Annotated in this window: 21 protein-coding genes; 7 read left to right on the top strand and 14 right to left on the bottom strand. The window is 75.1% G+C overall.

What is annotated here, in order from left to right:
• The first annotated feature begins 84 nt into the window (after nucleotides 1-84).
• A complete protein-coding gene (locus tag F593_RS0107165) occupies nucleotides 85-897 on the top strand; it encodes a crotonase/enoyl-CoA hydratase family protein (RefSeq protein WP_022928078.1) in 813 nt (270 codons plus the stop codon).
• 9 nt (nucleotides 898-906) lie between these two features.
• Here F593_RS0107165 and F593_RS23225 read toward each other — a convergent pair whose 3' ends face one another.
• A complete protein-coding gene (locus F593_RS23225) occupies nucleotides 907-1,782 on the bottom strand; it encodes a calcium-binding protein (RefSeq protein WP_022928077.1) in 876 nt (291 codons plus the stop codon).
• Between the two features lie 196 nt (nucleotides 1,783-1,978).
• Between F593_RS23225 and F593_RS23220 the strand changes: the two genes are divergently transcribed.
• From F593_RS23220 to F593_RS0107145, 3 genes are read left to right on the top strand one after another with little or no spacing between them, the layout of a single operon-like run.
• Nucleotides 1,979-2,440: a calcium-binding protein gene (locus F593_RS23220; protein ID WP_169449169.1), complete on the top strand. Its 462-nt coding sequence runs from the start codon at nucleotides 1,979-1,981 to the stop codon at nucleotides 2,438-2,440.
• Nucleotides 2,424-3,122 (top strand): response regulator transcription factor, encoded by a 699-nt coding sequence (locus F593_RS0107150; RefSeq protein WP_084629639.1) that lies wholly within the window; start codon nucleotides 2,424-2,426, stop codon nucleotides 3,120-3,122. Before F593_RS23220 ends, F593_RS0107150 begins: the two co-directional genes overlap by 17 nt.
• Before the next feature lie 9 nt (nucleotides 3,123-3,131).
• Nucleotides 3,132-4,526, top strand: coding sequence for a HAMP domain-containing sensor histidine kinase (locus F593_RS0107145; protein WP_022928074.1), 1,395 nt, complete (start codon nucleotides 3,132-3,134; stop codon nucleotides 4,524-4,526).
• Between the two features lie 58 nt (nucleotides 4,527-4,584).
• On the opposite strand, the gene F593_RS0107140 is transcribed toward F593_RS0107145, so the two are convergent.
• Both F593_RS0107140 and F593_RS23215 read right to left on the bottom strand, forming a co-directional pair.
• Nucleotides 4,585-4,776, bottom strand: a complete 192-nt coding sequence (locus F593_RS0107140) for a hypothetical protein (RefSeq protein ID WP_022928073.1) — start codon at nucleotides 4,774-4,776, stop codon at nucleotides 4,585-4,587.
• Nucleotides 4,773-6,680, bottom strand: a complete 1,908-nt coding sequence (locus tag F593_RS23215) for a hypothetical protein (RefSeq protein WP_022928072.1) — start codon at nucleotides 6,678-6,680, stop codon at nucleotides 4,773-4,775. The genes F593_RS0107140 and F593_RS23215 overlap by 4 nt, the downstream gene beginning before the upstream one ends.
• Before the next feature lie 98 nt (nucleotides 6,681-6,778).
• On the opposite strand from F593_RS23215, the gene F593_RS23210 reads away from it, so the two are divergent.
• On the top strand, nucleotides 6,779-7,534 hold the full coding sequence (locus F593_RS23210; protein WP_022928071.1) for a TetR/AcrR family transcriptional regulator: 756 nt from the start codon (nucleotides 6,779-6,781) through the stop codon (nucleotides 7,532-7,534).
• 4 nt (nucleotides 7,535-7,538) lie between these two features.
• Here the strand turns inward: F593_RS23210 and F593_RS23205 are convergent, their stop codons facing one another.
• Nucleotides 7,539-8,600: an alpha/beta fold hydrolase gene (locus F593_RS23205; RefSeq protein WP_022928070.1), complete on the bottom strand. Its 1,062-nt coding sequence runs from the start codon at nucleotides 8,598-8,600 to the stop codon at nucleotides 7,539-7,541.
• Nucleotides 8,601-8,699: 99 nt separating this feature from the next.
• A complete protein-coding gene (locus F593_RS23200) occupies nucleotides 8,700-9,845 on the bottom strand; it encodes a lysylphosphatidylglycerol synthase transmembrane domain-containing protein (RefSeq protein WP_022928069.1) in 1,146 nt (381 codons plus the stop codon).
• Between the two features lie 173 nt (nucleotides 9,846-10,018).
• On the opposite strand from F593_RS23200, the gene cobN reads away from it, so the two are divergent.
• The gene (cobN, locus tag F593_RS0107115; protein WP_022928068.1) at nucleotides 10,019-14,296 is read left to right on the top strand and encodes a cobaltochelatase subunit CobN; all 4,278 of its coding nucleotides are present in this window, start codon (nucleotides 10,019-10,021) and stop codon (nucleotides 14,294-14,296) included.
• Nucleotides 14,293-14,577 carry a hypothetical protein gene (locus tag F593_RS0107110; protein ID WP_157251638.1) on the top strand — a complete coding sequence of 95 codons (285 nt, stop codon included), beginning with the start codon at nucleotides 14,293-14,295 and terminating at the stop codon, nucleotides 14,575-14,577. The genes cobN and F593_RS0107110 overlap by 4 nt, the downstream gene beginning before the upstream one ends.
• A gap of 91 nt (nucleotides 14,578-14,668) precedes the next feature.
• Here F593_RS0107110 and F593_RS0107105 read toward each other — a convergent pair whose 3' ends face one another.
• From F593_RS0107105 to F593_RS23180, 9 genes are all read right to left on the bottom strand, one after another.
• Nucleotides 14,669-15,373: a hypothetical protein gene (locus tag F593_RS0107105; protein WP_022928066.1), complete on the bottom strand. Its 705-nt coding sequence runs from the start codon at nucleotides 15,371-15,373 to the stop codon at nucleotides 14,669-14,671.
• Entirely contained in the window at nucleotides 15,370-16,377 is a 1,008-nt protein-coding gene (locus F593_RS0107100) for an MBL fold metallo-hydrolase (RefSeq protein WP_022928065.1), read from the bottom strand. Before F593_RS0107100 ends, F593_RS0107105 begins: the two co-directional genes overlap by 4 nt.
• A 30-nt stretch (nucleotides 16,378-16,407) precedes the next feature.
• A complete protein-coding gene (locus F593_RS23195) occupies nucleotides 16,408-16,932 on the bottom strand; it encodes a DUF1360 domain-containing protein (protein ID WP_022928064.1) in 525 nt (174 codons plus the stop codon).
• 127 nt (nucleotides 16,933-17,059) lie between these two features.
• Nucleotides 17,060-18,010, bottom strand: coding sequence for a manganese catalase family protein (locus F593_RS23190; protein ID WP_022928063.1), 951 nt, complete (start codon nucleotides 18,008-18,010; stop codon nucleotides 17,060-17,062).
• A 226-nt stretch (nucleotides 18,011-18,236) separates the two neighbouring features.
• Entirely contained in the window at nucleotides 18,237-19,190 is a 954-nt protein-coding gene (locus tag F593_RS23185) for a YihY/virulence factor BrkB family protein (RefSeq protein ID WP_022928062.1), read from the bottom strand.
• 51 nt (nucleotides 19,191-19,241) lie between these two features.
• Nucleotides 19,242-19,625, bottom strand: a complete 384-nt coding sequence (locus F593_RS0107080; protein WP_022928061.1) for a Na-translocating system protein MpsC family protein — start codon at nucleotides 19,623-19,625, stop codon at nucleotides 19,242-19,244.
• 199 nt (nucleotides 19,626-19,824) lie between these two features.
• On the bottom strand, nucleotides 19,825-20,439 hold the full coding sequence (locus F593_RS0107075; RefSeq protein WP_022928060.1) for a flavodoxin family protein: 615 nt from the start codon (nucleotides 20,437-20,439) through the stop codon (nucleotides 19,825-19,827).
• A 108-nt stretch (nucleotides 20,440-20,547) separates the two neighbouring features.
• On the bottom strand, nucleotides 20,548-20,820 hold the full coding sequence (locus F593_RS0107070) for a hypothetical protein (RefSeq protein ID WP_022928059.1): 273 nt from the start codon (nucleotides 20,818-20,820) through the stop codon (nucleotides 20,548-20,550).
• Nucleotides 20,817-21,515, bottom strand: a complete 699-nt coding sequence (locus tag F593_RS23180) for a HemK2/MTQ2 family protein methyltransferase (protein ID WP_022928058.1) — start codon at nucleotides 21,513-21,515, stop codon at nucleotides 20,817-20,819. Before F593_RS23180 ends, F593_RS0107070 begins: the two co-directional genes overlap by 4 nt.
• Nucleotides 21,516-21,517 lie beyond the last annotated feature (2 nt).

Genomic DNA, 21,517 nt, shown 5'->3' with positions numbered 1-21,517 from the left:
GCCAGGGGCGCCCGCGGCCCCACCAGAGGGCATCCGGGGTCGACCGTCCCCCCGACCGGGGGCCGACCAGCCAGAATGCGGCGCATGACGGACCAGCGGGTGACGATCGAGACCCAGGACCACGTCGCGCACGTGCGCCTCGTACGGGGCGACAAGCACAACGGCCTGGACGGGGCGATGTTCCTCGCCCTCCGCGACGCCGCGCGCGACGTGCGCCGCATCGCCGGCCTGCGCGCCGTCGTGCTGTCGGGCGACGGGCCGAGCTTCTGCGCCGGCCTGGACGTGGCCAGCTTCTTCGCGGAGGACAGCCCGATCGGCATGGAGGCCCTCGGCGACCGGCCCGACGGGGTGCTCGCGAACCTGGCGCAGGCCGTCGCCTACGACTGGCGCCTGGTGCCCGTCCCCGTGATCGCCGCGGTGCACGGCAACTGCTTCGGCGGCGGGCTGCAGATCGCGCTGGGCGCCGACATCCGGATCGCGGCCCCGGACGCCAAGCTCTCCGTGATGGAGATCAAGTGGGGCCTGGTGCCCGACATGGGCCTGACGGTGACCCTGCCCCCGCTCGTCCGGCAGGACGTCGCGAAGGAGCTGACGTTCACCGGCCGGATCGTGTCCGGGACCGAGGCGGTCGAGCTCGGCCTCGCGACCCGCACCGCCGACGACCCGCTCGCCGCCGCGCGGGAGCTGGCCGCGACGATCGCGGCGAAGTCGCCGGACGCCATCCGCGCCGGCAAGCGCCTGCTGAACGAGGCGTGGGACCAGGACGACGCCCCGAGCCTGCTGCTCGAGACGGAGCTGCAGGTCGCGCTGCTCGGCTCGAAGAACCAGATGGCCGCGGCGCAGGCCGCGTTCACGAAGCAGCCGGGCGACTTCGTCGACCCCGAACCCGAGGCCTGAGCGCCCGCCCTACTGCTCGACGCGCTCGTCCTTCGGCGCCTCCTGCTGGTCCTCGCTGCGGGAGTCGCCCGCCTTCGGCGCGCGGCGGACGACGGTCTCGCAGGAGCCGTTGGGGTTGATCGCGGTCGCGTCGGCGATGACGTCGACGGTGTCGAGGTCCGCGCGGTCGCGACCCTCGCCGCAGGTCACGCGGTCGGCCTCGCCGTCGCGGGTGCGGATGCGGTCGTTGCCGGCCCCGCCGTCGAGGGTGTCGGCCGTCGCGTCGACCTCGCCGTTCGGGCCGGGCGTCACGTCCTTGCGGGCCAGGGCCCAGAGCACGTCGTCGCCGTCGCCGCCGGAGACCGTGTCGACGCCGCGGTTGGCGAAGAGCGTGTCGTCGCCGGCGCCGCCGTCGATCGCGTCGTTCCCGACGCCGCCCGCGACGCGGTCCCGGCCGCGCTCGCCGAACGCCCGGTCGTCGCCGGCGCCGCCGAAGAGGCGGTCGTGCGAATCGCCGCCGCGCAGGACGTCGTCGCCCGCGGCGCCGAAGAGGCGGTCGTAGGACGTGCGATCCCCGGTGTCGTTCGCGTCGCCGGTGAGCTGGTCGTTCCCGGCGCCGCCGTTGAGCCAGTCGTTCCCGGACGCGCCGAGCAGCGTGTCGGCGCCGGCCGCGCCGAAGACGCGGTCGTCGCCCGCGGCGCCGATCAGCGTGTCGGCGCCGGCGAGGCCGAAGATCCGGTCGTTGCCGCCGGCGCCGTCGATGCGGTCCGCGCCACGGGTGCCGACGAGTCGGTCGCCCGCGCCCGTGCCCGTCCCCGTGACGCCGGCCGCCAGGGCGGAGGCGGGAAGGACGGCGAGGACGGTCGCTGCCAGGACGGCCGCGCGGCGGTGGGTGGTGCGCTTCATGGGGGATCGCTCCTGTCGGGGGTGCACGACAGTTCTCCCTCACGGGGAGGCCGCCGTGGGGGCTTCCTCACCCGCCCCTCACCCACCATGAGAGGCGTGTGAGAACGCCGTACCCCATACGCACGGGCGTGACAGGATGGCCCCTACGCGCGCCGACCTCCCCCGCGGCGCCGCCCCCGACCCCCCGGAGCTCGCCATGCGCCGCCCCATCGCTCTTCTCGTGTCCCTGTGCCTCTTCGGCGGCGTGGCCACCACGGCCGAGGCCGTCACCCGCACCGGGACCAACGGCAACGACGTCCTCCAGGGCACGAACGGCAACGACCGGATCAGCGGCCGGGGCGGCGACGACACGATCCGGGGCCGCGGCGGCCGCGATGTCCTCAGCGGCGGCAGCGGCAACGACAACATCACCGGGGACACGGGTCCCGACAGCATCAACGGCGGGAGCGGCAACGACGTCATCCTCGGCGGCGGCAGCGGCGACCGCATCACGGGCGGCTCCGGGTCCGACGTCATCAACGGCGGCGGCGGGAACGACACGATCAACGCGCGGGACGGCGCGGCCGACACCATCAACTGCGGCCCGGGACGCGACACCGTGACCATCGACCGCGGCCTCGACCGCGTGCAGGGCTGCGAACGTGTCATCCAGCGCTGAGGCCGCGGGGCGGCCGGTCGTGCTGCTCGTCGACGACGACGCCAGCATCCGCCGCACGCTGGCCGTCGGGCTGGACCTCGAGGGCTTCTCCGTCGTCCCCGCCTCGGGCGGCCGCGCGGCGCTCGAGGCCGTCCCCCGCGTCCGGCCCGCCGCGATGCTGCTGGACCTGACGATGCCCGACCTCGACGGGCTCGAGGTGCTGCGCCGGCTGCGCGCCGCGGGTGAGCAGGTCCCGGTGTGCGTGCTGTCGGCGCGCGACGAGGTCGACGACCGCGTGCGCGGCCTGGAATGCGGGGCCGACGACTACGTCGTCAAGCCGTTCGCGCTCGAGGAGGTCGTCGCGCGGCTCAACGCGCTGCTGCGGCGGCGTCCGCCCGGCGAGGACGAGCGGCTCGTGGCCGGCGACCTGACGCTCTGCCCCGCGACCCACACGGCCGCGCGCGGCGAGCGCGACCTCGAGCTGACGCGGCGGGAGTTCGACCTGCTCCGGCTGTTCCTCCGCCATCCGAACGAGATCCTCGACCGGCGGACGATGCACGAGGACGTGTGGGGCTACACGTTCGATCCGGGCACGAACGTCGCCGACGTGTTCGTCGGGTACCTCCGGCGCAAGCTCGAGGCCGGGGGCGAGCCGCGGGTGCTCCACACGGTCCGCGGTGTCGGGTTCGTGCTCCGCCCGTAGGCTGCGGGCGTGCCGCTCCAGTCCCTCCGCAGCCGGCTGACCCTCGGCGTCCTGGCCGTCCTGGCGGTGGTGCTCGTCGTCGGCGGTTGGTACGTCGCCCGCGAGGCGAACCGCGCCGAGCGCCAGGGCCTCGACGACCGCCTACGCCGCACGGCGGAGCTCTCGGACGACTACGCCCAGCAGGCGATCGACGACCAGAGCGACGACGAGGAGGACGAGCAGCTCGACCGCGTGCTGCGCGCCACGGGCAGCTCGCTCCGGGTGACCTACGCCGGCGCCGAGCTCTTCCGCGCCGGCGTGCCGCTGCCCGGCCTGGGGTCGACACCGCTCGGCTACACCACCCGCCTCGTCGGCGGGCGACGACTGCGCGTCTTCACCGAACCGGTGAAGGACCGGCTGCCCCAGGAGCGCGCGCGCCAGCAGGCGACCACGGACCTGCGCCCCGTCGAACGGCGACAGGCGCGCCTGCGACGGACGCTGGTCGCGATCGGCGCGGCCATGCTGCTCGTGGCCGGGCTCGGCACGTGGCTGGCGGCCGACCTCGTGCTGCGGCCCCTGCGGCGACTGCGCGGCCACGCGCGGCAGGTGGAGCACGAGGCCGACCTCGATCGCCGGGTGCCGACCAGCGGCCCGCGCGAGATCCGTTCCCTCGCCGGCTCCTTCAACGCGATGCTCGAGCGGCTCGGGCGCTCCGCCCACGACCGCACCCTCGCCCTCGAGGCGACGCGCCGGTTCGCGGCGGACGCGGGCCACGAGCTGCGCACGCCGCTGACGAGCGTGCAGGCGGCGCTGTCGACGATCGAGCGTCACCCGACGATGGACCCGTCCACCCGGGCGATGATCGTGGAGGACGCGCTGAGCGAGCAGCGGAGGCTCGTCGACCTGCTCGACGGCCTGCAGGCCCTGGCCCGCGGGGACGCCAACGCGGTCGACCACGACGAGGTCGACCTCACCGACGTCGTCGCGCGGGTGGTGCGCTCCGCCGAGGAGCGCCACCCCGGGGTCCGGCTGGAGCTCGACCTGCCGGAGGCCGAGGTCGTGGTGCACGGCTGGGAGCCGGGGCTGCGCTCCGTGGCCGGCAACCTCGTCGAGAACGCGATCCGCCACGGACGCCCCGGCGGACGGGTCGCCATCACGCTGAGCGCCGGGGATCGCAGGACGGGGCCGGTGCTGACCGTCGACGACGACGGACCCGGGGTGCCCGAGGAGGACCGGGAGGGCGTCTTCGTCCCCTTCACCCGGCTGGCCGGGACGGACTGCCCCGGCAGCGGCCTCGGCCTCGCGATCGTCGCCCAGCAGGCCGGCCACCACGGCGCCGCCGTGCGCGTGGAGGACGCGCCCCTGGGCGGGGCGCGGTTCGTGGTGGCCTTCCGGCCCTCGCCGGTGGCCGTCGCTCCGGCCTAGAAGCCCAGAGACCCCCCGCGCGCTCCGTCGTCCCTCTCGGCCCCGGCGCCCTTCGCGATCAGGGGCGCCCGTGGACGAGCTCGTCGTCCTCGGCGCTCCACTCGAACTCCTCGTCCGCGCTCGGCTCGCGCCGGCGCAGCCAGAGGACGGCCCCGCCGACCACGAGGATCGGCGGCAGCGCGAACGCGAGGGCGAGCGCGCCGTCCAGGTGGTGGGCCACGACGAGCACCGTGGCCAGCAGCGGGCTCACGTCGCCGGCCCCCCGTGGCGCAGGACGGGCGCGTGGGCGCGGAGCCAGTCGAGCGCCACGCCCGTGGTGCGGCCCAGCCAGCCCGGCCCGACGGCGACCGCCGGGGACGGGCGGCCCTCCCGGCCGACGTTGGCGGCGACGCGGCCCGTGGCGTAGGCGAGCACGCCGACCATGCCGAGGACCAGGATGATCGCCGGCGTCCACAGCCACGTCGGGATGTCGTCCTTGCGCTCGACCTGGAAGAGCTCGTGGTCGGGGACCATGGCGCGCGTGGCGGTGTCGCGCAGCGGGACGCCGGGGAAGCTGATCGCGTCGTCGCGGCGCATGAACACCGGCGCCGCGAGCATCGTCCGGCCGGAGTGCACCCGGACCATCGTCTTCCAGTTGCCGGCGACGGGGGCGCGCTCCGTGGTGACCCACGACCCGTCGGCCTGGCGCCGCAGGCGGTTGACGTAGGTGCCCTTGCCCTGCCACGCCGTCGCGGTGACCCAGTGGGCGTCCTCCGCGATCGACGGCGGGTCGAACGTGACGCGCACGTGGGCCGTCGGCTGCGCGCCGCCGTACCCGGGGCCCGGCGTCGTGCGGACGTCCGTCGTCGTCACCGTGGCGGTGACGTCGTCGGGCGTGGAGACGGCCAGGGCGTTCACGCCGAGCCCGACGGCCGCGATCGAAGCGAGGATCGCCGCGACCCGCGGGCCGCGAGTGGCGGGCAGCGTGCCCATGAGCGACTGGGCGAACACGGCACCCAGCACGCCGCCGGCCACGCCGGCCACGATCGCCACCGGCACGCCCTCGGGCAGCAGCGCCGGGGTCCACGGAAGGCGCATCGTCAGGTGCGACCAGCCGTACTCGCCGGCGAACCCGACGGTGCCGGCCAGCACGCCGGCCACGGCACCGAAGCGCACCGGCGAGCGACCCAGGGCGCTCAGGGCGACGAGCTCGACGGCCACGGCCTGGACGAGGAACAGCGGAAGCGACGGGAGCGACTGCCCGAGCGGGCCGCCGACGATCAGGCTGAGCGCGCCGAGCAGCGGGAAGTACAGCGCCCAGGCGGCGAGCGCCGCGCCGCGGCCGCCCCAGACCCGGGCCATGACGAGGCCCTGCGCGGCGGCGAAGGCGAGCAGCATCGGGTGCCAGACCAGCCGGTACTGCGGCAGGCCCCAGTCGAACTCGCCGAGCAGGATCGCCCAGCCAAGCAGCGTGACGGCGCCGAAGAGGACGGGCAGCGGGCGCATCGCGACGCCGCCGGGGTGCAGGAGGTCGCGGCCCGCGACCCGGGCGCCCTCGACCAGCAGCGTGAGCGCCGCGATCACGCCGAGCACGGCGCAGGCGATCATCATCACGTGGGTCGGGCCCCACAGGGTCACGTCCTGCCCGAAGAGCCGGTGCCAGCCGTCGTCGAGCGGGAAGCCCATGAACGCGAGCCCCGAGGCGGCGAGCATCAGCGCCGCGGAGCGCGGGACGGGCCAGAGGCCGCGGATGCGCAGCGCCGAGCGCGAGCTCTCGTTCGGCCGGGCCGGGGCCATGCCGACGGAGAGCAGGCCGGCCTGGAACAGCCCGAGCAGGCCGACGAGGATGGGGTAGTGCGCGGCGGTGCCCAGCGGCCCCTCGTCGCGCCCCTCGTCCATGTGGAGGGCGACGTCCCAGGTGACGCCGAACAGCGCGCAGGCGCCGAAGAGCACGCCGAGGACGGCGGGTACCGCGGCCCACCCCGGGATTCCGGTGCTGCGCTCGGCGAACCCGGCGAGCGCGCGCAGCGGGGCCGCGTGCCCGGTGCGCCAGCGCACGATGAGGGCCATCACGAGGAGCGTCACGCCGGCCGTGGCGACGGCGACGATGGCGATCTGGTCCAGTGGCGCGCCGCCTCCGGCGGGGGCCACGGCCTGGGCGAGGATGGTGGACAACGCAGTCTCCTGAGGGCTTCCTACGGTTCCGTACCTACGCTACCGTACCTACGAACCCGTAGTCCACTGTGCGTCGGGTCACGTGCAAGACTGGACGGGTGTCCTCCCGCCCCCGCACCAGCGCACGACGTCGCCCCGCGCCGCGGCTGCCGCCGGCGGAGCGCCGGGAGCAGCTCCTGGACACCACGCTCGAGCTGGTCACGGACGCGCGCTCCTTCGACGACGTCTCCATGGAGTCCGTCGCCCGCGCCGCCGGCGTCACCAAGCCGGTCGTCTACGACTTCTTCGCCAACCGCGCCGAGCTCCTGGCGGGGCTCATCGAGCGCGAGGAGCAGCGCACGCTGGCCGAGCTCGCCAGCGCGATCCCCGCGCCGCCGTGGCTCGACCAGGACCCCGACGACGTCCTCAAGCAGGCGCTCGAGACGTTCCTCGACGCGGTGCAGGAGAACCCGCGCCGCTGGATCCTCATCCTCCACCCCGTCGAGGGCACGCCCGAGGTCATCCGCCACAAGGTCGAGGAGATCCGCGAGGGCGTCGTCCACCTGGCGAAGGACCTGCTGGAGGTCGGCCTCGCGGTCCGCCGGAGCGCGACGGACATCGACCTCGACCTCGTCTCGCGCATGCTGATCGGCAACGCCGAGGAGGGCGCGCGGCTCATGCTCCAGCGCCCCGAGGACTACCCGCGCGAGCGCCTGCTCGGGTTCGTCGACTGGATGACGCGCATCATCCCGCGTGAGGCGCCCTACCCCGTCAGCCTGCAGGCGACGCTCGAGGGCCTCGCGGCGGACGACCCGCTGCGGCTGCTCATCGCGCGCCGCGCCGCCGACATGGTCTCGGGCAAGCGCCTGATCTGAGCGCTCAACCCGCGGCGCGGGCGGGCGGGACCTCCGAGGCCGGCGCGGCCGCTCCGCCGCCCGCGGCGACGAGGTCGCGGATCGCGCGGGTCGTGCGCTCCGGGGCCTCGACCGGGGCCATGTGGCCGACGTCGGGCAGCTCGACCATCTCGAGCAGGTGGGAGAGCCGCGGCGTCATCCGCTCGGCGTGCACCGGCGGCGTCAGGCGGTCGGCCTTCCCCACCAGCACGATCGTCGGCACGTCGATGGCGTCCAGGCCGTCCAGCAGCTCCACGCGGGAGATCGTGCTGCCGGTGTTCGCCCGCACGTCACGCGGGCAGCTCAGCACCATCCGCTCGCAGAACGCGACGGTCGCCGGGCTCGCGGCCCCGCAGAGCGCGACGTACCGGACGACGCGGGAGCTGATCGGCGTGGTGCGCTTGGGGATCGGGGCGCGGCTGCCGAGGAAGAGCTGGCCGATCTCCTGCTGCACGCGCGGGCCGATGCCGGGCGCCGGGAGGATCAGGGACGACGAGATGAGGTCGCCGACGCCGGTCGAGAAGAGGCCGACGGCGGAGACGCGGGCGACGAGCTCGTCCTGGTGCTCGGCGGCCCAGGCGACGATCGTCATCGCGCCGAGGGAGTGGCCGACGAGCACGGCCCGCTCGCCCTCGGGCACGGCGGCGCGAAGCACGCTCTCGAGGTCGTCACGGTAGGCCTCGATGGAGTAGTCGCCGCCGCTCGAGGGGGCGCTGCCCCCGTGGCCGCGCAGGTCGTAGGCGACGACGCGCAGCTCCCCCATCAGCGCCTGGATCTGCAGCGTCCAGAACTCCAGGGCGCAGGTCCAGCCGTGCACGAGGACGACGGTCGGGGCGCCCTCGGGCCCGAACACGCGCACCCGCAGCGGGGTGCCGTCGCCGGCGCGAACCTGGAGTGGCCGGCCCACGAGCTCGTGGGCCAGGGCGTCGCGCGCCGGGTCGTCCCCCACCCGCCGGCGGTCGGTGACGAGCGTGCCCGCCCAGGCGGCCCCGCCCGCGAGCAGGGCGGAGGCGGCGACGACGCGGGTCCGGGACCGGAACGGGCTCATGCCGCGCATCCTACGCCTCCGTAGGATCAGCGTCGACGGCCGTCCGCCGGCGCACCCCGGAGCGGAGCCCGGCGAGGGCGGACGGGAGCGGCGGCCGGGTCAGGCCGTGGCGGCGGTGCGCCCCGGTGGTGGGTCGTCCTCGTCGACCGCCACGATCTCCGCGTCCGGCGACGGCTTGCCGATGGCCGCCAGGGCGATCGCACCCGGGATGGCCGGCAGCCAGGTCGACACGAGGCGCTGCGTCAGGCTCGCGAGCACGGCGACGCCTCCCGTGACCCCGAAGGCGATGAGCATGCCCAGCAGGCCGGCCTCGACGCCGAGCCCGCCCGGCACGGGGAGCAGGTTGGCGACCTGGCCGAGCAGGTAGGCCATGAAGACGTCGAGCACGTTGGGCGACGCGCCGAAGGCGTGGCAGGCGGCCCAGAGGACGGCACCGTCGGCGATCCACCAGAGCGCGCCGCCGACGACGGCGAGGTCGCGCTCCTTGACGAGGGTCGTGACGGTGTGGACGGCGTCGTCGAGCGTGCCCGGGATCGAGGCGAGCAGGCGGGCGACGCGGCCCTCGCGCTCCGACGTGCGGTCGGCGAGCTTGCGGAGCAGGGGCCGGCCGGCAATCGCGACGGCGATGATCGCGACGGCGATGCCGGCCGGGATGATCGTGATCGCGGCGTGCCCGTGCCCCAGGCCGAACAGGACCACGCCGAAGATGGCGATGAGCGCGATGAACCACACGTAGGTGATCGCGATCTGGGCCGTCACCGTGGCGGCGGCGTGGCGGGCGTCGAGGCCCTGGCGACGCAGGGCGAACGTCGTCGACGCGATGCCGCCCGCCCCGGCGGTGGCCAGCAGGCGGGTGGCGGCGACGCCGGCGAGCACGATCCGCCAGCTCGTGAACCGCGGGAGCCGCAGGCCGGAGCGCCGGGCCGTCGCGTTGAACACCCACACGTAGCCCGCGAAGGAGAGCACCTCGAGGACGACCGCCACGACGAGCCACACGGGATCGCCCTGCCGGACCTTCTCCCACGTGTCGCCGAGGAAGCCGACGTGCGGCGCCAGCAGGCGGAACGCGACGATCACGACGATCAGGACGACGACGCCGATGACCACCCGGCGGAGGATCCCGTGGGTGACCGGGGCCTCCTCGTCGCGCGGCGGCCCGCTCGGCTCCGGCTGTGGCGCCGAAGGGTCGCGCGGGAACGGGTGCCCCGTCGCGTTGGGGGCGAAGTTGGGGTCGGGTGGGAACACGGGAGCCCGTGCCTCTACGACCGCCTCCGCGCGCCGTGCTGGCCCGTCCTCTTCGGGCGAGCTGTGCCGCCGCCGCTGCACGCAGGCATCCTCGCACGCCCGTCCCCGGCGCGCCGTACTGACTGGGCTTCCGGGCCTCGACGCTGTGCGGGCCCCGCTATCGTCGGCGCCTCGTGCTGCGCTTCCTCACCACCGCCGACACCGAGATCCTGGCGGCGGCGGCCGCCTTGCCGGGCCTGCCGGAGGACTTCCCCGCGCTCCGCTGCGCGAACCCGACGCAGCACGCGGACCCGCGGGCGCTCGTCGACGAGGTCTGCGACGGCGCCCGCGTCGTGCTCGTCCGGCTGCTCGGTGGCCGGCGGGCGTGGGAGGCCGGGTTCGACCTGCTCCACGAGCGCTGCGTGGCGGGGGGCATCGCCCTCGTGGCCGTCGGCGGCGAGTCCGAGCCCGACGCCGAGCTGGCCGCCCGCTCCACCGTCGCGCCCGGCGTCGTGGCCCAGGCGCACGACTACCTGCGCCACGGCGGCGTGGAGAACACCGCGTCGCTCCTGCGCTTCCTCGGCGACACGCTGCTGCTGCGCGGCGACGGGTTCGACCCGCCGCGCGAGCTGGCCGACCACAGCGCGTGGGATCCGGAGCTCGGCGACGTCGCCGTCGACGAGGCTCTGCGCGCGGCGCGGGAGCGGATCGCGGCCGACGACGCCGCGTCGGACACCGACGGCGCCCCGCGTCCGGTGATCGGCATCGTCTTCTACCGCTCCCACCGCACGGCCGGGAACACGGGGTTCGTCGCCGCGATCGCCGAGGCCGTGGCCGCCGAGGGCGGCGTGCCGCTGCCGATCTGGTGCTCCTCGCTGCGCCCCGGTCCCGACGGGCGGATCGCCGCGCTCGACCTCGTCACGGAGGATGGCGACGCCGGGGCGCCGATCGTCGACGCGCTGCTCACCACCGTGCTGGCCTCGGGCGGCTCGAACGCCGGCGACCAGAACGCCGACGCCGACCCGGAGGCCGACGACGGCCGCAACGACGCGTGGCAGACGTGGGACGTCGCGCGGCTCGAGGAGCTCGGCGTCCCGGTCATCCAGGCCGCCGCAGCGACGCAGCCCCGTGAGCGCTGGCTCGCCAACCCCGCCGGCCTGACGCCGCTGGACGTCGCGATGCAGGTCGCGATCCCCGAGTTCGACGGCCGCGTGCTCGGCGGCGTCGTCTCCTTCAAGGAGCGCGAGGCCGCCGGCGAGCCGGGGAGCGACGCGTCGCTGCCCGACGTCGACACGCCGATCATGCGCTACGTGGCGGATCCGGACCGCGCGCGCCGCGTCGCCGGCCTCGCCGTCCGCCACGCCCGCCTGCGGCACCTCCCCGCACAGCAGCGGCGGATCGCGATCGTGCTCTCGAGCTCGCCGACGAAGCACTCCCGCATCGGCAACGCCGTCGGCCTCGACACCCCGGCCTCGGCCGTCGAGCTGCTGCGCGCGCTGATCGTGGACGGCCAGGAGGTCGACGCTTCCGCCGTCCCCGAGCTGCAGGCCGCGCTCGACGCGGAGACGATCACGCCGGCCGAGGCGACCGCCGCGGGCGAGGCGCTGATCCACGCGCTGATCCGCCGCGGCGGCCACGACCCGGAGCTGCTCACGGACGACCAGCTCGCCGCCAACCCCTACCGCCTGCCCGGCGCGGACTACGCGGCGTGGTTCGCGACCCTCTCCCCCGGCCTGCGTTCCATCGTCGAGCGCGACCACGGGCCGGGCTTCGTGGACGGCCGGTGGGTGGCCGGCGGCCGGGCGGACATCGAGCCGCAGTACACCCACGAGGGGGACGTCGTCGTCGCGGGCCTCGAGCTCGGCAACGTCTTCGTCGCCATCCAGCCGCCGCGCGCGACGAGCGAGGAGGACGCCGCCGCGCTCTCCCACGACGCCGAGCGCGCCGCCCCGCACCACTACTTCGCGGTCTACCGCTGGCTCGAGGCCGTGTGGGGCGCCGACGCGATGGTGCACCTGGGCAAGCACGGCACGCTCGAGTGGCTGCCGGGCAAGTCGATCGGGCTCTCCGCCGACGACCACCCCGACGCGATCCTCGGCTCGATGCCGCTCGTCTACCCCTTCGTGGTCAACGACCCGGGCGAGGGCGTGCAGTCCAAGCGCCGGGTGCACGCGACGATCGTCGACCACCTCGTCCCCCCGATGATGCGCGCGGAGACCTACGACGAGCTGCAGGAGCTCGAGCACCTGCTCGACGAGTACGTGCGCATCGAGGCGCTCGACCCCGAGAAGCTGCCGGCGTTGGCGCGGCGGATCTGGGAGGTCGTGCACTCCGCCGACCTCCACCACGACCTCGGCCTGCACGACGACGAGGTGGCGAGCTTCCAGGCCGCCGGCGCCGGCGCGGACGCCGCGGAGTTGCAGCACCGGCTCGAGCACCTGGTCTCGGACATCGACACGTACCTCTGCTCCATCAAGGACCTGCAGGTCCGGGACGGCCTGCACGTCCTGGGCCGCGTGCCCGAGGAGGAGCAGCTGCGCGGCCTGGCCGTGGCGATCATGCGCCTGGGCTCGGGCGACCTGCCCGGCCTGCGCGTGGTGGTCGGCCGCGCGTTCGGCCTGGACGAGGACGCCCTCGTGCGGGCGGGCGGGACGCGTCTCGTGGCGAGCGGCCGGGGCGACGCCGACGCGTCGGCGATGGACGCAACGTTGTCCTCCACCACGGGGGAGAACGTCACATCGACCGGCGACGCCTCCCCGGGGGCCGATGACCCGGCTCCGGTCCTCCCCGCCGCGGACGACCCCGATCTGCTCGCGCTCGTCGACCGGTTCCCCGGCCCCGCGGCCACGGGCGGCGACGTCGTCGACCGGCTCGACGCCGCGCAGCGCGCGCTGATCGACGCGCTCGGCGACGCGGGCTGGACCACGGACGCCGCCGCCGTCCGCGACCTCACCCAGCGCGTGCTCGGGCGGGGCCACGCCGAGACGGAGCGCGTGCTGCGCTACGCCGCCGGCGAGGTCGTCCCGCGGATCGGCCGCTCGACGGAGGAGCTCGAGCACGTGGTCGGCGCGCTCAACGGCCGCTACGTCCCGTCGGGCCCCTCCGGCTCCCCCACCCGCGGCCGCCTCGACGTGCTGCCGACGGGGCGCAACTTCTACGGGGTCGACCCGAAGGCGCTGCCGAGCGAGCTGTCCTGGGACACGGGCCGCCGCCTGGCCGAGGACCTCGTGCGCCGGCACGTCGAGGAGGAGGGCCGCCCGCCGGAGCAGATCGGCATCGTCGTCTGGGGCACGGCCAACATGCGCACCCACGGCGACGACATCGCGGAGATCTTCGCGCTGCTCGGCGTGGAGCCGGTGTGGCACCGCGAGACGCGGCGCGTCACGTCGCTGCGGGTGATCCCGCTCGAGGAGCTCGGCCGCCCGCGCATCGACGTCACCGTCCGCATCTCGGGCTTCTTCCGCGACGCGTTCCCGCAGCTCATCACGCTGATCGACGAGGCCGTCGCGACCGTGGCGGCGCTCGACGAGGACGACGAGCAGAACTTCGTCGCCAAACACGTGCGCGAGGACGAGGCGCGGCTGCTGGCCGCGCTGCTGGACCAGGCGGCGACCGGCGGCGCCTCCACGACGGCCGCGGGCGGCGCCGACGGGCTCGACCTCGGGGCGTCGGGCGGCGACGCGGGCGCGTCGGGCACCGCCGCGTCCGACCCGGACCGCGCGCAGGCGCGCCGGCGCGCGACGACCCGCATCTTCGGCTCGAAGCCCGGCACGTACGGCGCGGGGCTGCTCGAGCTCGTCGACAACCGCTCCTGGCACGACCAGGGCGATCTCGCCGCCGTCTATGAGGCGTGGGGCGGCTACGCGTACGGCAAGGGCCTCGACGGCGCCGAGGCGCACGCGTCGATGCGCGAGCAGTTCGGCCGGATCGAGGTGGCGGTGAAGAACCTCGACACCCGCGAGCACGACATCTTCGACTCCGACGGGTACTTCCAGTACCACGGCGGGATGGTCGCGATGGTCAAGGCGATCACCGGCCAGGAGCCCAAGGCGTGGCTCGGCGACTCCGCCGACCCGACGACGGTGGAGACCCGCACGCTGAGCGAGGAGGCCCGCCGGGTCGTCCGCTCCCGCGTGCTGAACCCGCGCTGGGTCGCCGGGATGATCCGCCACGGCTACAAGGGCGCGATGGAGCTCTCCGTCACCGTGGACTACCTCTTCGGCTACGACGCCACCGCGGGCGTGGTCGAGGACTGGATGTACGAGAAGGTCACGGAGCGCTACGTCCAGGACCCCGACGTCCGGGCGTTCCTGTCCGGGTCGAGCCCGTGGGCCTTGCGCTCCATCGCCGAGCGGCTGCTCGAGGCCGCCGATCGCGGGTTGTGGGCGGAGCCGGACGAGGCGCAGCTGCAGGAGCTGCGCGACGTCCTGCTCGAAGTCGAGGGAGAGGTCGAGGAGGCCGGTCAGGCATGAGTCGCAAGCGCCCGAGCATCCGGGAACAGGTGCAGAAGACGTTCAACGTCGAGAACGGCGAGGTGCCGCCGCCCGACACCACCGGGCGCGTGCTCGAGGCCGTCGTCGCGTTCGTGCTCGGCGCGGGCTTCTGGCGCCTCGTCGTGACGGACAGCTGGGTGGCCTCGATCGTCTTCGGCGTGCTGCTGGCCGCCGTCCTCTTCGCCTACGGGCTGTTCCGCCGTCGGCTCGTCGAGGACCGTCGTCCCGGTCGCGACGACGACCGGCCGCCGCGGCGCTGAGCGGCCGCGACGCCCAGCGGGCCGGCGCCGGCCCCGGCGAGTCAGGCCCGCACGGTGGCCGGTCGGCCCGGCCCCGGGGCGCGGTGGCCGGTCAGCCGGGGCGGCCCGCGCCCGGGTCCGCCCCGTACCGCAGCCGCAGGTCGCGGCGCGGGTACGGCGGGTCGTCCGTCGAGGCGCGGAACGCCCGCCACGTCGCCTCGCCGCGGGCGCGGAACGCGCGCTCCACGCGGGCGACGTAGCCGGCGCTGACCACCGCGCGGCCGGCCGCGGCGGCGGTCGTCGTGCGCTCGCGGGCCCGCTCCGTCGCCCGGTAGATCCACACCGGTCCGGGCAGCGCCGCCGAGAACCGCTCCCCGACCTCGACCCGGTCGTACCGGGCCTCGCGGGCGTCCGTCCGGACCAGGCCGGCCGCGTCGACGGGGAGCGCGAGGACGGGCAGCGACGTATCCGGAGCCTCGTCGGCGGAGAGCGTGACCACGACGACGTCGGGACGCCCGCCGCCCGGGTCGACGTAGTGCTTGGCGTCGTTCTCCACCGCCCGGTTCTCCATGCCGGCGACCCACGTGCGCCGCATGCCGCGCACGTCGCCGGGCACCGCGCGACCGGCGGCGGAGAGCCGCCGGACGAGCGGGTCGTGCGGGTCGACGAGGCTGCCGTAGGCCAGGACCCAGCCGACGACGCCGGGCTCGGCGCCGTGGGGGTCGGGGTGGGCGCCGGCCGCGCGGGCCTCGGCGCCGTCGGTCCGGGGCGACCGGGGTCGGCCCGGGTCCTCCGCGGCGGGTCCCTCCCCGCTCACGGGGCGTCGGGGCCGCGCACCCAGGCGACGGCGTCCGGGCCGCCCGCCCGCGCCGCGTGGCCGACGTCTTCGAGCAGCTCGAGAGACGCCAGGAGCGCCGCGAGCCGCGTCAGCCCGTGCGCGGCCGACGGCACGCCCCGCCACACCTGCAGGCCCAGGTCCCAGGTGCTCACGGGCTCCTCGCCGAGGGCCTGGAGGACGCGGCCGGTACGGCGGTCCAGCGCGCCGCGGCGGTCGGCGACGAGGGCGCCCGGGTCGGGGACGGCCGGGCCGTGGCCGGGCAGCGTGAGGAACGCCCGGCGCTGCGTCGTCTCGTCCAGGGCCTGCAGGTAGGTCGCGGCCGGGCGGGCCTCCGGGGCGAGCATCGAGCCGAGGACGGGGGTGAGCGGCGCGGCGCGGAAGAGGTGGTCGCCCACGAGCGCGACGCCCCGGTCCCCGTCGACGAACAGCGTGTCGGTGGGGCTGTGGCCGGGCCGGTGCAGGACGGCGAGGTCGAGCCTGCCGGCGCGGACGACGTCGCCCTCCCGCAGCTCGTGGACATCGTCGACGGGGCGCACGGCGCCGATCAGGCCCTGTGCGCCGCGGGTGCGGTCGAGCAGCGCGTCGGGGGCGCCGTGGCGGGCGGTGTGGGACTCGGCCCACGCCAGCTCGAGGGCGAAGTGCTCCGCCGGGCTCCGCAACACGTCGGCGACGCCGCCGAGCGCCAGGAGCGTCGCCCCGGTGCGGTGCGCGAGCTCGCCGGCCAGGCCGATGTGGTCGGCGTGGTGGTGCGTGAGCAGGACCTGCTCCACCGCGTCGAGGGACGACCCGGCCGCGGCGATCCCCGCCCCCAGCGCGTCCAGCGCGCCCGGCAGCGGCATCGCGGCGTCGACCAGCGTCGTCGGACCCGCCCCCGTGAGCAGGTGCACGTTGACCCCGTCGGCCAGACCGGGGACGGCGAGCGCGATGCGCGTCGCCCCCTCGGCGACCTCCTCGACGGCGAGCGGCTGATCCCGGGCGTCCACCGCGGGATCGTCGCACGGCGCACGTCCTGGTCAGGCGGCGGCGCGCTCCGCGGCAGCGGCGACGGGCGGCGCGGGTGCCTCCTGGGCCTGCTCGGCCTCCGCCTCGGCCACGTTCGCGCGCGAGGTCAGCCACGCGAACCCGGCCAGCGAGACGTCGTTGACGGTGCCCACGGTCCCGACCGCGGCGGCCAGGCGGCCGGCGGTGGGCGAGGCGGTCCGCAGGGCCACGAGCCCCAGGCCGACCCAGGCCCCGGAGCAGCGCTTGCACGAGAGCAGCTCGCCGATGGCGTAGCGCATGCCGGTGCCGCGGGGCCGCTTCTCGCCGGGCGTCGGCTCCTCGACGAAGGGCCGCCGCAGCCACTCCTCGACCTTCTGCTCCGTGAGGACGCGGGTGAAGGTGAAGGTCGCCAGGCCGATCGGCAGGAGCTCCGGACCGCCCGGGGACTCGCCCGTGCGCCGCGAGATCGCGACGGTGCCGGCGAGGGCCGCGGCGTACACGGCCGAGATCAGCGCGTAGTTCGCGGGGTGGGTGGGGGTCTCTTCGATGGTCTTCACGGGGCTCCAGGGGTGCGTCGGGGGACCGGTCGGGCGCCGCGGCGGCAGAGGTACGGCGGCCCGGGCGGCCAGGCGGCGTCGGACGGTGCATACCCGCCCGCCGCCGCCGGGATGCCCGGCCCGGGTGCTACTTGCCGGGGTTGGCGACCTCGCCGATGACCTCGTCCGGCAGGCCGGCCTTCTTGCGCAGCGCGTCGGCGATCTCGCGGATCTCCTCCGTGGAGTAGCTCGGCGCGAAGACGTCGTTCTGGGCCGGCAGGTCCAGCGGGAGCGGACGCAGGGACGGGTCCTCGTCGACGACCTCGAGCGGCTCGCCCGTCTCGGGGTGGTTGCCGTTGAAGACCGCCGAGAGCTCCTGGTAGTCGTTCGGGGAGAACCGGTAGAGGCGGCGGTGGTCGCCCTTCTCGATGTAGGGGCGCGACTCCTTGATCTTGTCCGACGGCACGCGCGGCCCGGGGAAGAGCTTCGTGAGGTCGGAGCCCGTGAGGTTCTCCACCGCGCGGGCGTAGGCGACCTGGTGGACGCCGCCGCGGACGAGCAGGTAGCCCGTCAGCGCGCGGGCGGCCGGGTGGTCGCAGGCCTCGTAGACGCGGAGCTTGCCGGAGCGGGCGCCCGTCTCGAGGAAGTAGTTGTGCGTCAGGTCGAACAGCAGGTCGCCGGTCGAGACGACGTTGTCGCCCGTCCACGGCAGGCCGCGGGAGTCCTGCGGCAGCGCGCCCTTCCCGCCGTTGACGAAGTGGTGCGGGTTGCCGGGGATGTCGGCCAGGCCGAGCAGCGGCGACTTCTGGACGTCGACCTCGTCCTTGATGCTCCGCTCGTCCGTGAGCATCGAGTTGATCGTCGCGGCGACGAGCTCGATGTGCCCGAACTCCTCGGCGGCGATGTTCGAGATCAGGTCGTAGAACGGGCGGGCGGCCTGGCGCTCGCGGAAGTTGAACGACTGGAACGTGTAGTTCAGGAAGGTCGACATCTCGCCGAACTTCCCGCCCATCAGCTCCTGGACGACCTTCGCCTGGGCGGGGTCGGGGGTGGTGGGGGGCGGCAGCTCGGCGAGCCAGCGATCGATGCGCAGGATCATGCGGTGTCCTTCGTTCGGGCGGGGCGGGCCGTGGGCGCACCCCTCGTGCCCGGACCGCTGCCCGGCGCCGACGGCGACCAAACGCCGGACACCGAACCCTTCACATCCGCGCCCCAGCCCGCGACCCATCGGGGGCGGGACCCGCTCCCCCGCGGGCGCCACGAGCCCCGACGCCGTCAGACGCGGCCCGGCCCGAGACGCTCGGGGCGGGGCCCGCCCCCTCTCTCTACGCGGACTTGGGGCGCTTGTCGCGGTCCGGGGCGTCGCGCTCGGGGATCTGCAGCTCGCGCTCGGCGTCCGGGACGCCGTCCTCGATCTGCTCCGTGCGGGCGCGCTCGGCGTTGAGCTGGTGGCCCAGCAGGATCGCCACGTTCGTGAGCCACAGCCAGACGAGGAAGACGACGACCCCGCCGAGGGTGCCGTAGGTCTTGTCGTAGGAGCCGAAGTTCGCGACGTAGAAGGCGAAGAGCAGCGACCCGATCACCCACACGATCACGGCCAGCGCGGAACCGACGGTGACGAACTTGAAGCCGGGGAGCTTGGCGTTGGGCGACGCCCAGTAGAGGACGGAGACCATGGCCATCACGATCACGAGCAGCACGGGCCACTTCGCGATGGAGAAGACGGTGACGAAGGTGTCCGAGAGCCCGATGGCCCCGCCGATGGCGTCGGCCAGCGGGCCGGAGACGATGACCGCCAGCGCGGCGACCACGAGCAGCAGCAGCATCACGAGCGTGACGAGCATCTGCAGCGGGCGCAGCTTGTAGATCGGCCGGCCCTCGTCGACCTCGTAGATCACGTTCGAGATCCGCATGAACGCTCCGACGTACCCGGACGCGGACCACAGCGCCGAGGCGAGGCCGACGAAGAGCATCACGCCCGAGGTGCCCGGCTTCGAGGTGATGGAGCGGATCGGCTCGGCGAACGTCTGCACCGCGGACGACGGCCCGAGCTGACCGACCACGTCCTGGATGGCGTTCGTCGTCTGCTGCGGGTCGGCGAACACGCCGACGAGCGAGACCAGCGCGATCAGCGCCGGGAACATCGACAGGACGCCGTAGTACGTGAGCGCCGCGGCCGCGTCGGTCAGGCGGTCCTCGGAGAACTCGCTCCACGTGCGGCGTAGCGTGGGCAGCAGCCCGGTCTGCCGGGTGTGCCCGGTGCGCTCGATCTGGGTCATCGTCCGTTTGGATACCCCGGGGTCGACGGGGCAAACGAGCGGACGGGCGGCTCAGGCGGCCGCGTCCCGCGGGTCGGCGGCCTCGAGCAGGAACATCTCGGCCGACGCGTCCGCGACCACGTCGATGCCGCTGATGAACGCGCGCACGCGGCGGCCCGTGGCCTCCTCGATCGGGCGGCGCAGCTCGTCCTCCGTCGCGTACTGGAAGAACAGCCGCACGTCGCGCAGCCGCTGGTGCTCGCCCATCCGCACGAGCGCCTTCTCCGACGGGGTCTGCGTGTCCTCGAGGATGCAGACGATCGCGTCGGGGCCGGCGAAGTACGTCTTGACCTTCGTCGGCCCGCGCCCGAACTGGTGCTTGTAGACCTGGGCCATGCTGTTGGAGATGGCCTGCAGCGGGCTGTCGGTGTGCTGGTCGGTGCGGGTGGCGTTCACGGCTCGAGCGTCCTGATCGTGGCGTGCGGCCGCGCCCGGGAGGGGCGGCGTCCCGAGCACTACGGTGGCGGGGGTCCGATCGGATGCACCGCGTGGACACGGATCCGATCGCCCCGCCCCGCCACCTGCGCCGTCCGGGCCGAGCGGCAGTCCGATACCGGTCGGGGCCGGCCCCGCGCGCCCCGCTCCGGGGGCGCCCTCAGGAGCCGGGCGGCGCCGGGATCGGGTGCGCCTTCAGCGCGGTCGCGACGGCGGCCAGGTTCGACGCCATCGCCTGCCCGGTCGCGAGCGTCCACTCCTTCTCGTCCGTGGAGTCCCACTCCTCGGAGCCGGGGCCCGGGCCCTTGTTCCAGTACGTCCAGTTCTGGGCCGGCAGCGTGTAGCCCAGGTCGTTCAGGGCCGCGTTGATCTCGCCGATGACGTGGTGGGCGCCGTCCTCGTTGCCCGTCGTGATCACGCCGGCGACCTTGCCGTAGGCGATCGGGGTCTTCCCGTCGTCCTGCGTCTCGGAGAGGAACGCGTCCATCCGCTCGAGGACCCGCTTGGACACGCTCGACGGCTGGCCGATCCACGTCGGCGTGGCGATGATGAGGACGTCGGCCGCGACGACCTTCTCGCGCAGCGCGGGCCACTCGTCGCCGTCCGTGACGGCCTCGGAGACGACCCCCGGGTCGATCCGGTGGTCCGTCACCCGGACGATCTCCGTCTCGAACCCCCGCTGACGCAGGTCGGCGAGGACGTGACCCGCGAGGTCCGCCGTGTTCGACGGCTCGGGCGACAGCTTGAGGGTGCAGTTCAGGCAGAGGGCACGCATGGGGAACCGCTACCCGAGCGCCGAGGCGGCGAACCCGCCGGCCGGCGGCGCCGGGACCCGGACGCCCGGTCCGCTCCGTCAACCGGTGCGGGCGGACGGTGGCGCCCCTCAGATGCCCTGCGGCGCGGCGGCCGCGCCGGGCAGGTCCCCGCTGGCGGACGTCTGGCGCAGGTCCTGGAGGACGTCGAGGACGACGTCGACGCGGCCGGTCGCGGCGGGCGTGGGCGCCTGGCGTCGAACCCCGTGCTCCCCGCGAGAGCGTCCGGGACCGACGAGCAGCCGGCAGCCTGAGCAGCGCACGGGACGGGCCGGGTACGGGTGTGGTGCGTCCGCAAGCAGCAGCTGCTTGCAGTGGGGGCAGTAGGCGTGATCCGTGCTCATGCGGCCGTGTGTACCCCCTCGCGGCGCGCGGCAAGCGGGGACGCCTCGACGGGCCGCCGCCCGCGGATGATCACCATCTCCTCGACGTCGGCCGCGTCGGCCGGCAGGGCGCCGCGCTCCTTCAGGCGCTCCATCCGCTCCCGCATCAGGGGGCCGTACTCGCCGATCTGCCGCAGCACGACCTCGGTCTGCAGCCCGCCCGCGGCGAGCTGCTCGCGCGTCTCGTCGATGCCGCACACGTCCGAGTGGATGAGCAGGACGGAGCCGCCGGGGGTGAGGTGCGCCGGCACCTCGGCGCAGATCCGGTCGAGCACCGCGCGGCCGTCCAGGCCGGCGTCCCACGCGCGGGTCGGCCCGGAGCGCGGCACGTCGTCCTCGTCGGCGGGCAGGTAGGGCGGGTTGGCGGTGATCACGTCGAAGCGCCCCGACACGGCCCCGAAGAGGTCGCCGTGGCGGGCGTCGACCCGCACGCCGTTGAGCCGCGCGTTCATGCGCACCGTCAGCGCCGCGCGCCGGGAGACGTCGACCGCCGTGACGTCGGCACCGGCCTTCGCGCCGCTCAGCGCCACGACGCCGCTGCCCGTGCACAGGTCGAGCACGCGCCGACCCGGCCCGACCTCCTCCCGCAGGCGCTGCGCGAGCAGCCAGGAGTCCGAGCGGGGACGGAAGACGCCGGGGAGGGTGAGGATCCTCATGG

The organism is Patulibacter americanus DSM 16676, assembly GCF_000420025.1.
GTDB classification, from domain to species: domain Bacteria; phylum Actinomycetota; class Thermoleophilia; order Solirubrobacterales; family Solirubrobacteraceae; genus Patulibacter; species Patulibacter americanus.
Note: the sequence above shows the minus strand (reverse complement) of the source record. Positions and strands in the feature narration are given on the sequence as shown.

Coding starts and splice junctions, on each gene's coding strand:
- F593_RS0107165 (WP_022928078.1), top strand. CDS start 85: ATGACGGACCAGCGGGTGACGATCGAGACCCAGGACCACGTCGCGCAC.
- F593_RS23225 (WP_022928077.1), bottom strand. CDS start 1,782: ATGAAGCGCACCACCCACCGCCGCGCGGCCGTCCTGGCAGCGACCGTC.
- F593_RS23220 (WP_169449169.1), top strand. CDS start 1,979: ATGCGCCGCCCCATCGCTCTTCTCGTGTCCCTGTGCCTCTTCGGCGGC.
- F593_RS23205 (WP_022928070.1), bottom strand. CDS start 8,600: ATGAGCCCGTTCCGGTCCCGGACCCGCGTCGTCGCCGCCTCCGCCCTG.
- F593_RS0107110 (WP_157251638.1), top strand. CDS start 14,293: ATGAGTCGCAAGCGCCCGAGCATCCGGGAACAGGTGCAGAAGACGTTC.
- F593_RS23190 (WP_022928063.1), bottom strand. CDS start 18,010: ATGATCCTGCGCATCGATCGCTGGCTCGCCGAGCTGCCGCCCCCCACC.
- F593_RS23185 (WP_022928062.1), bottom strand. CDS start 19,190: ATGACCCAGATCGAGCGCACCGGGCACACCCGGCAGACCGGGCTGCTG.
- F593_RS0107075 (WP_022928060.1), bottom strand. CDS start 20,439: ATGCGTGCCCTCTGCCTGAACTGCACCCTCAAGCTGTCGCCCGAGCCG.
- F593_RS0107070 (WP_022928059.1), bottom strand. CDS start 20,820: ATGAGCACGGATCACGCCTACTGCCCCCACTGCAAGCAGCTGCTGCTT.
- F593_RS23180 (WP_022928058.1), bottom strand. CDS start 21,515: ATGAGGATCCTCACCCTCCCCGGCGTCTTCCGTCCCCGCTCGGACTCC.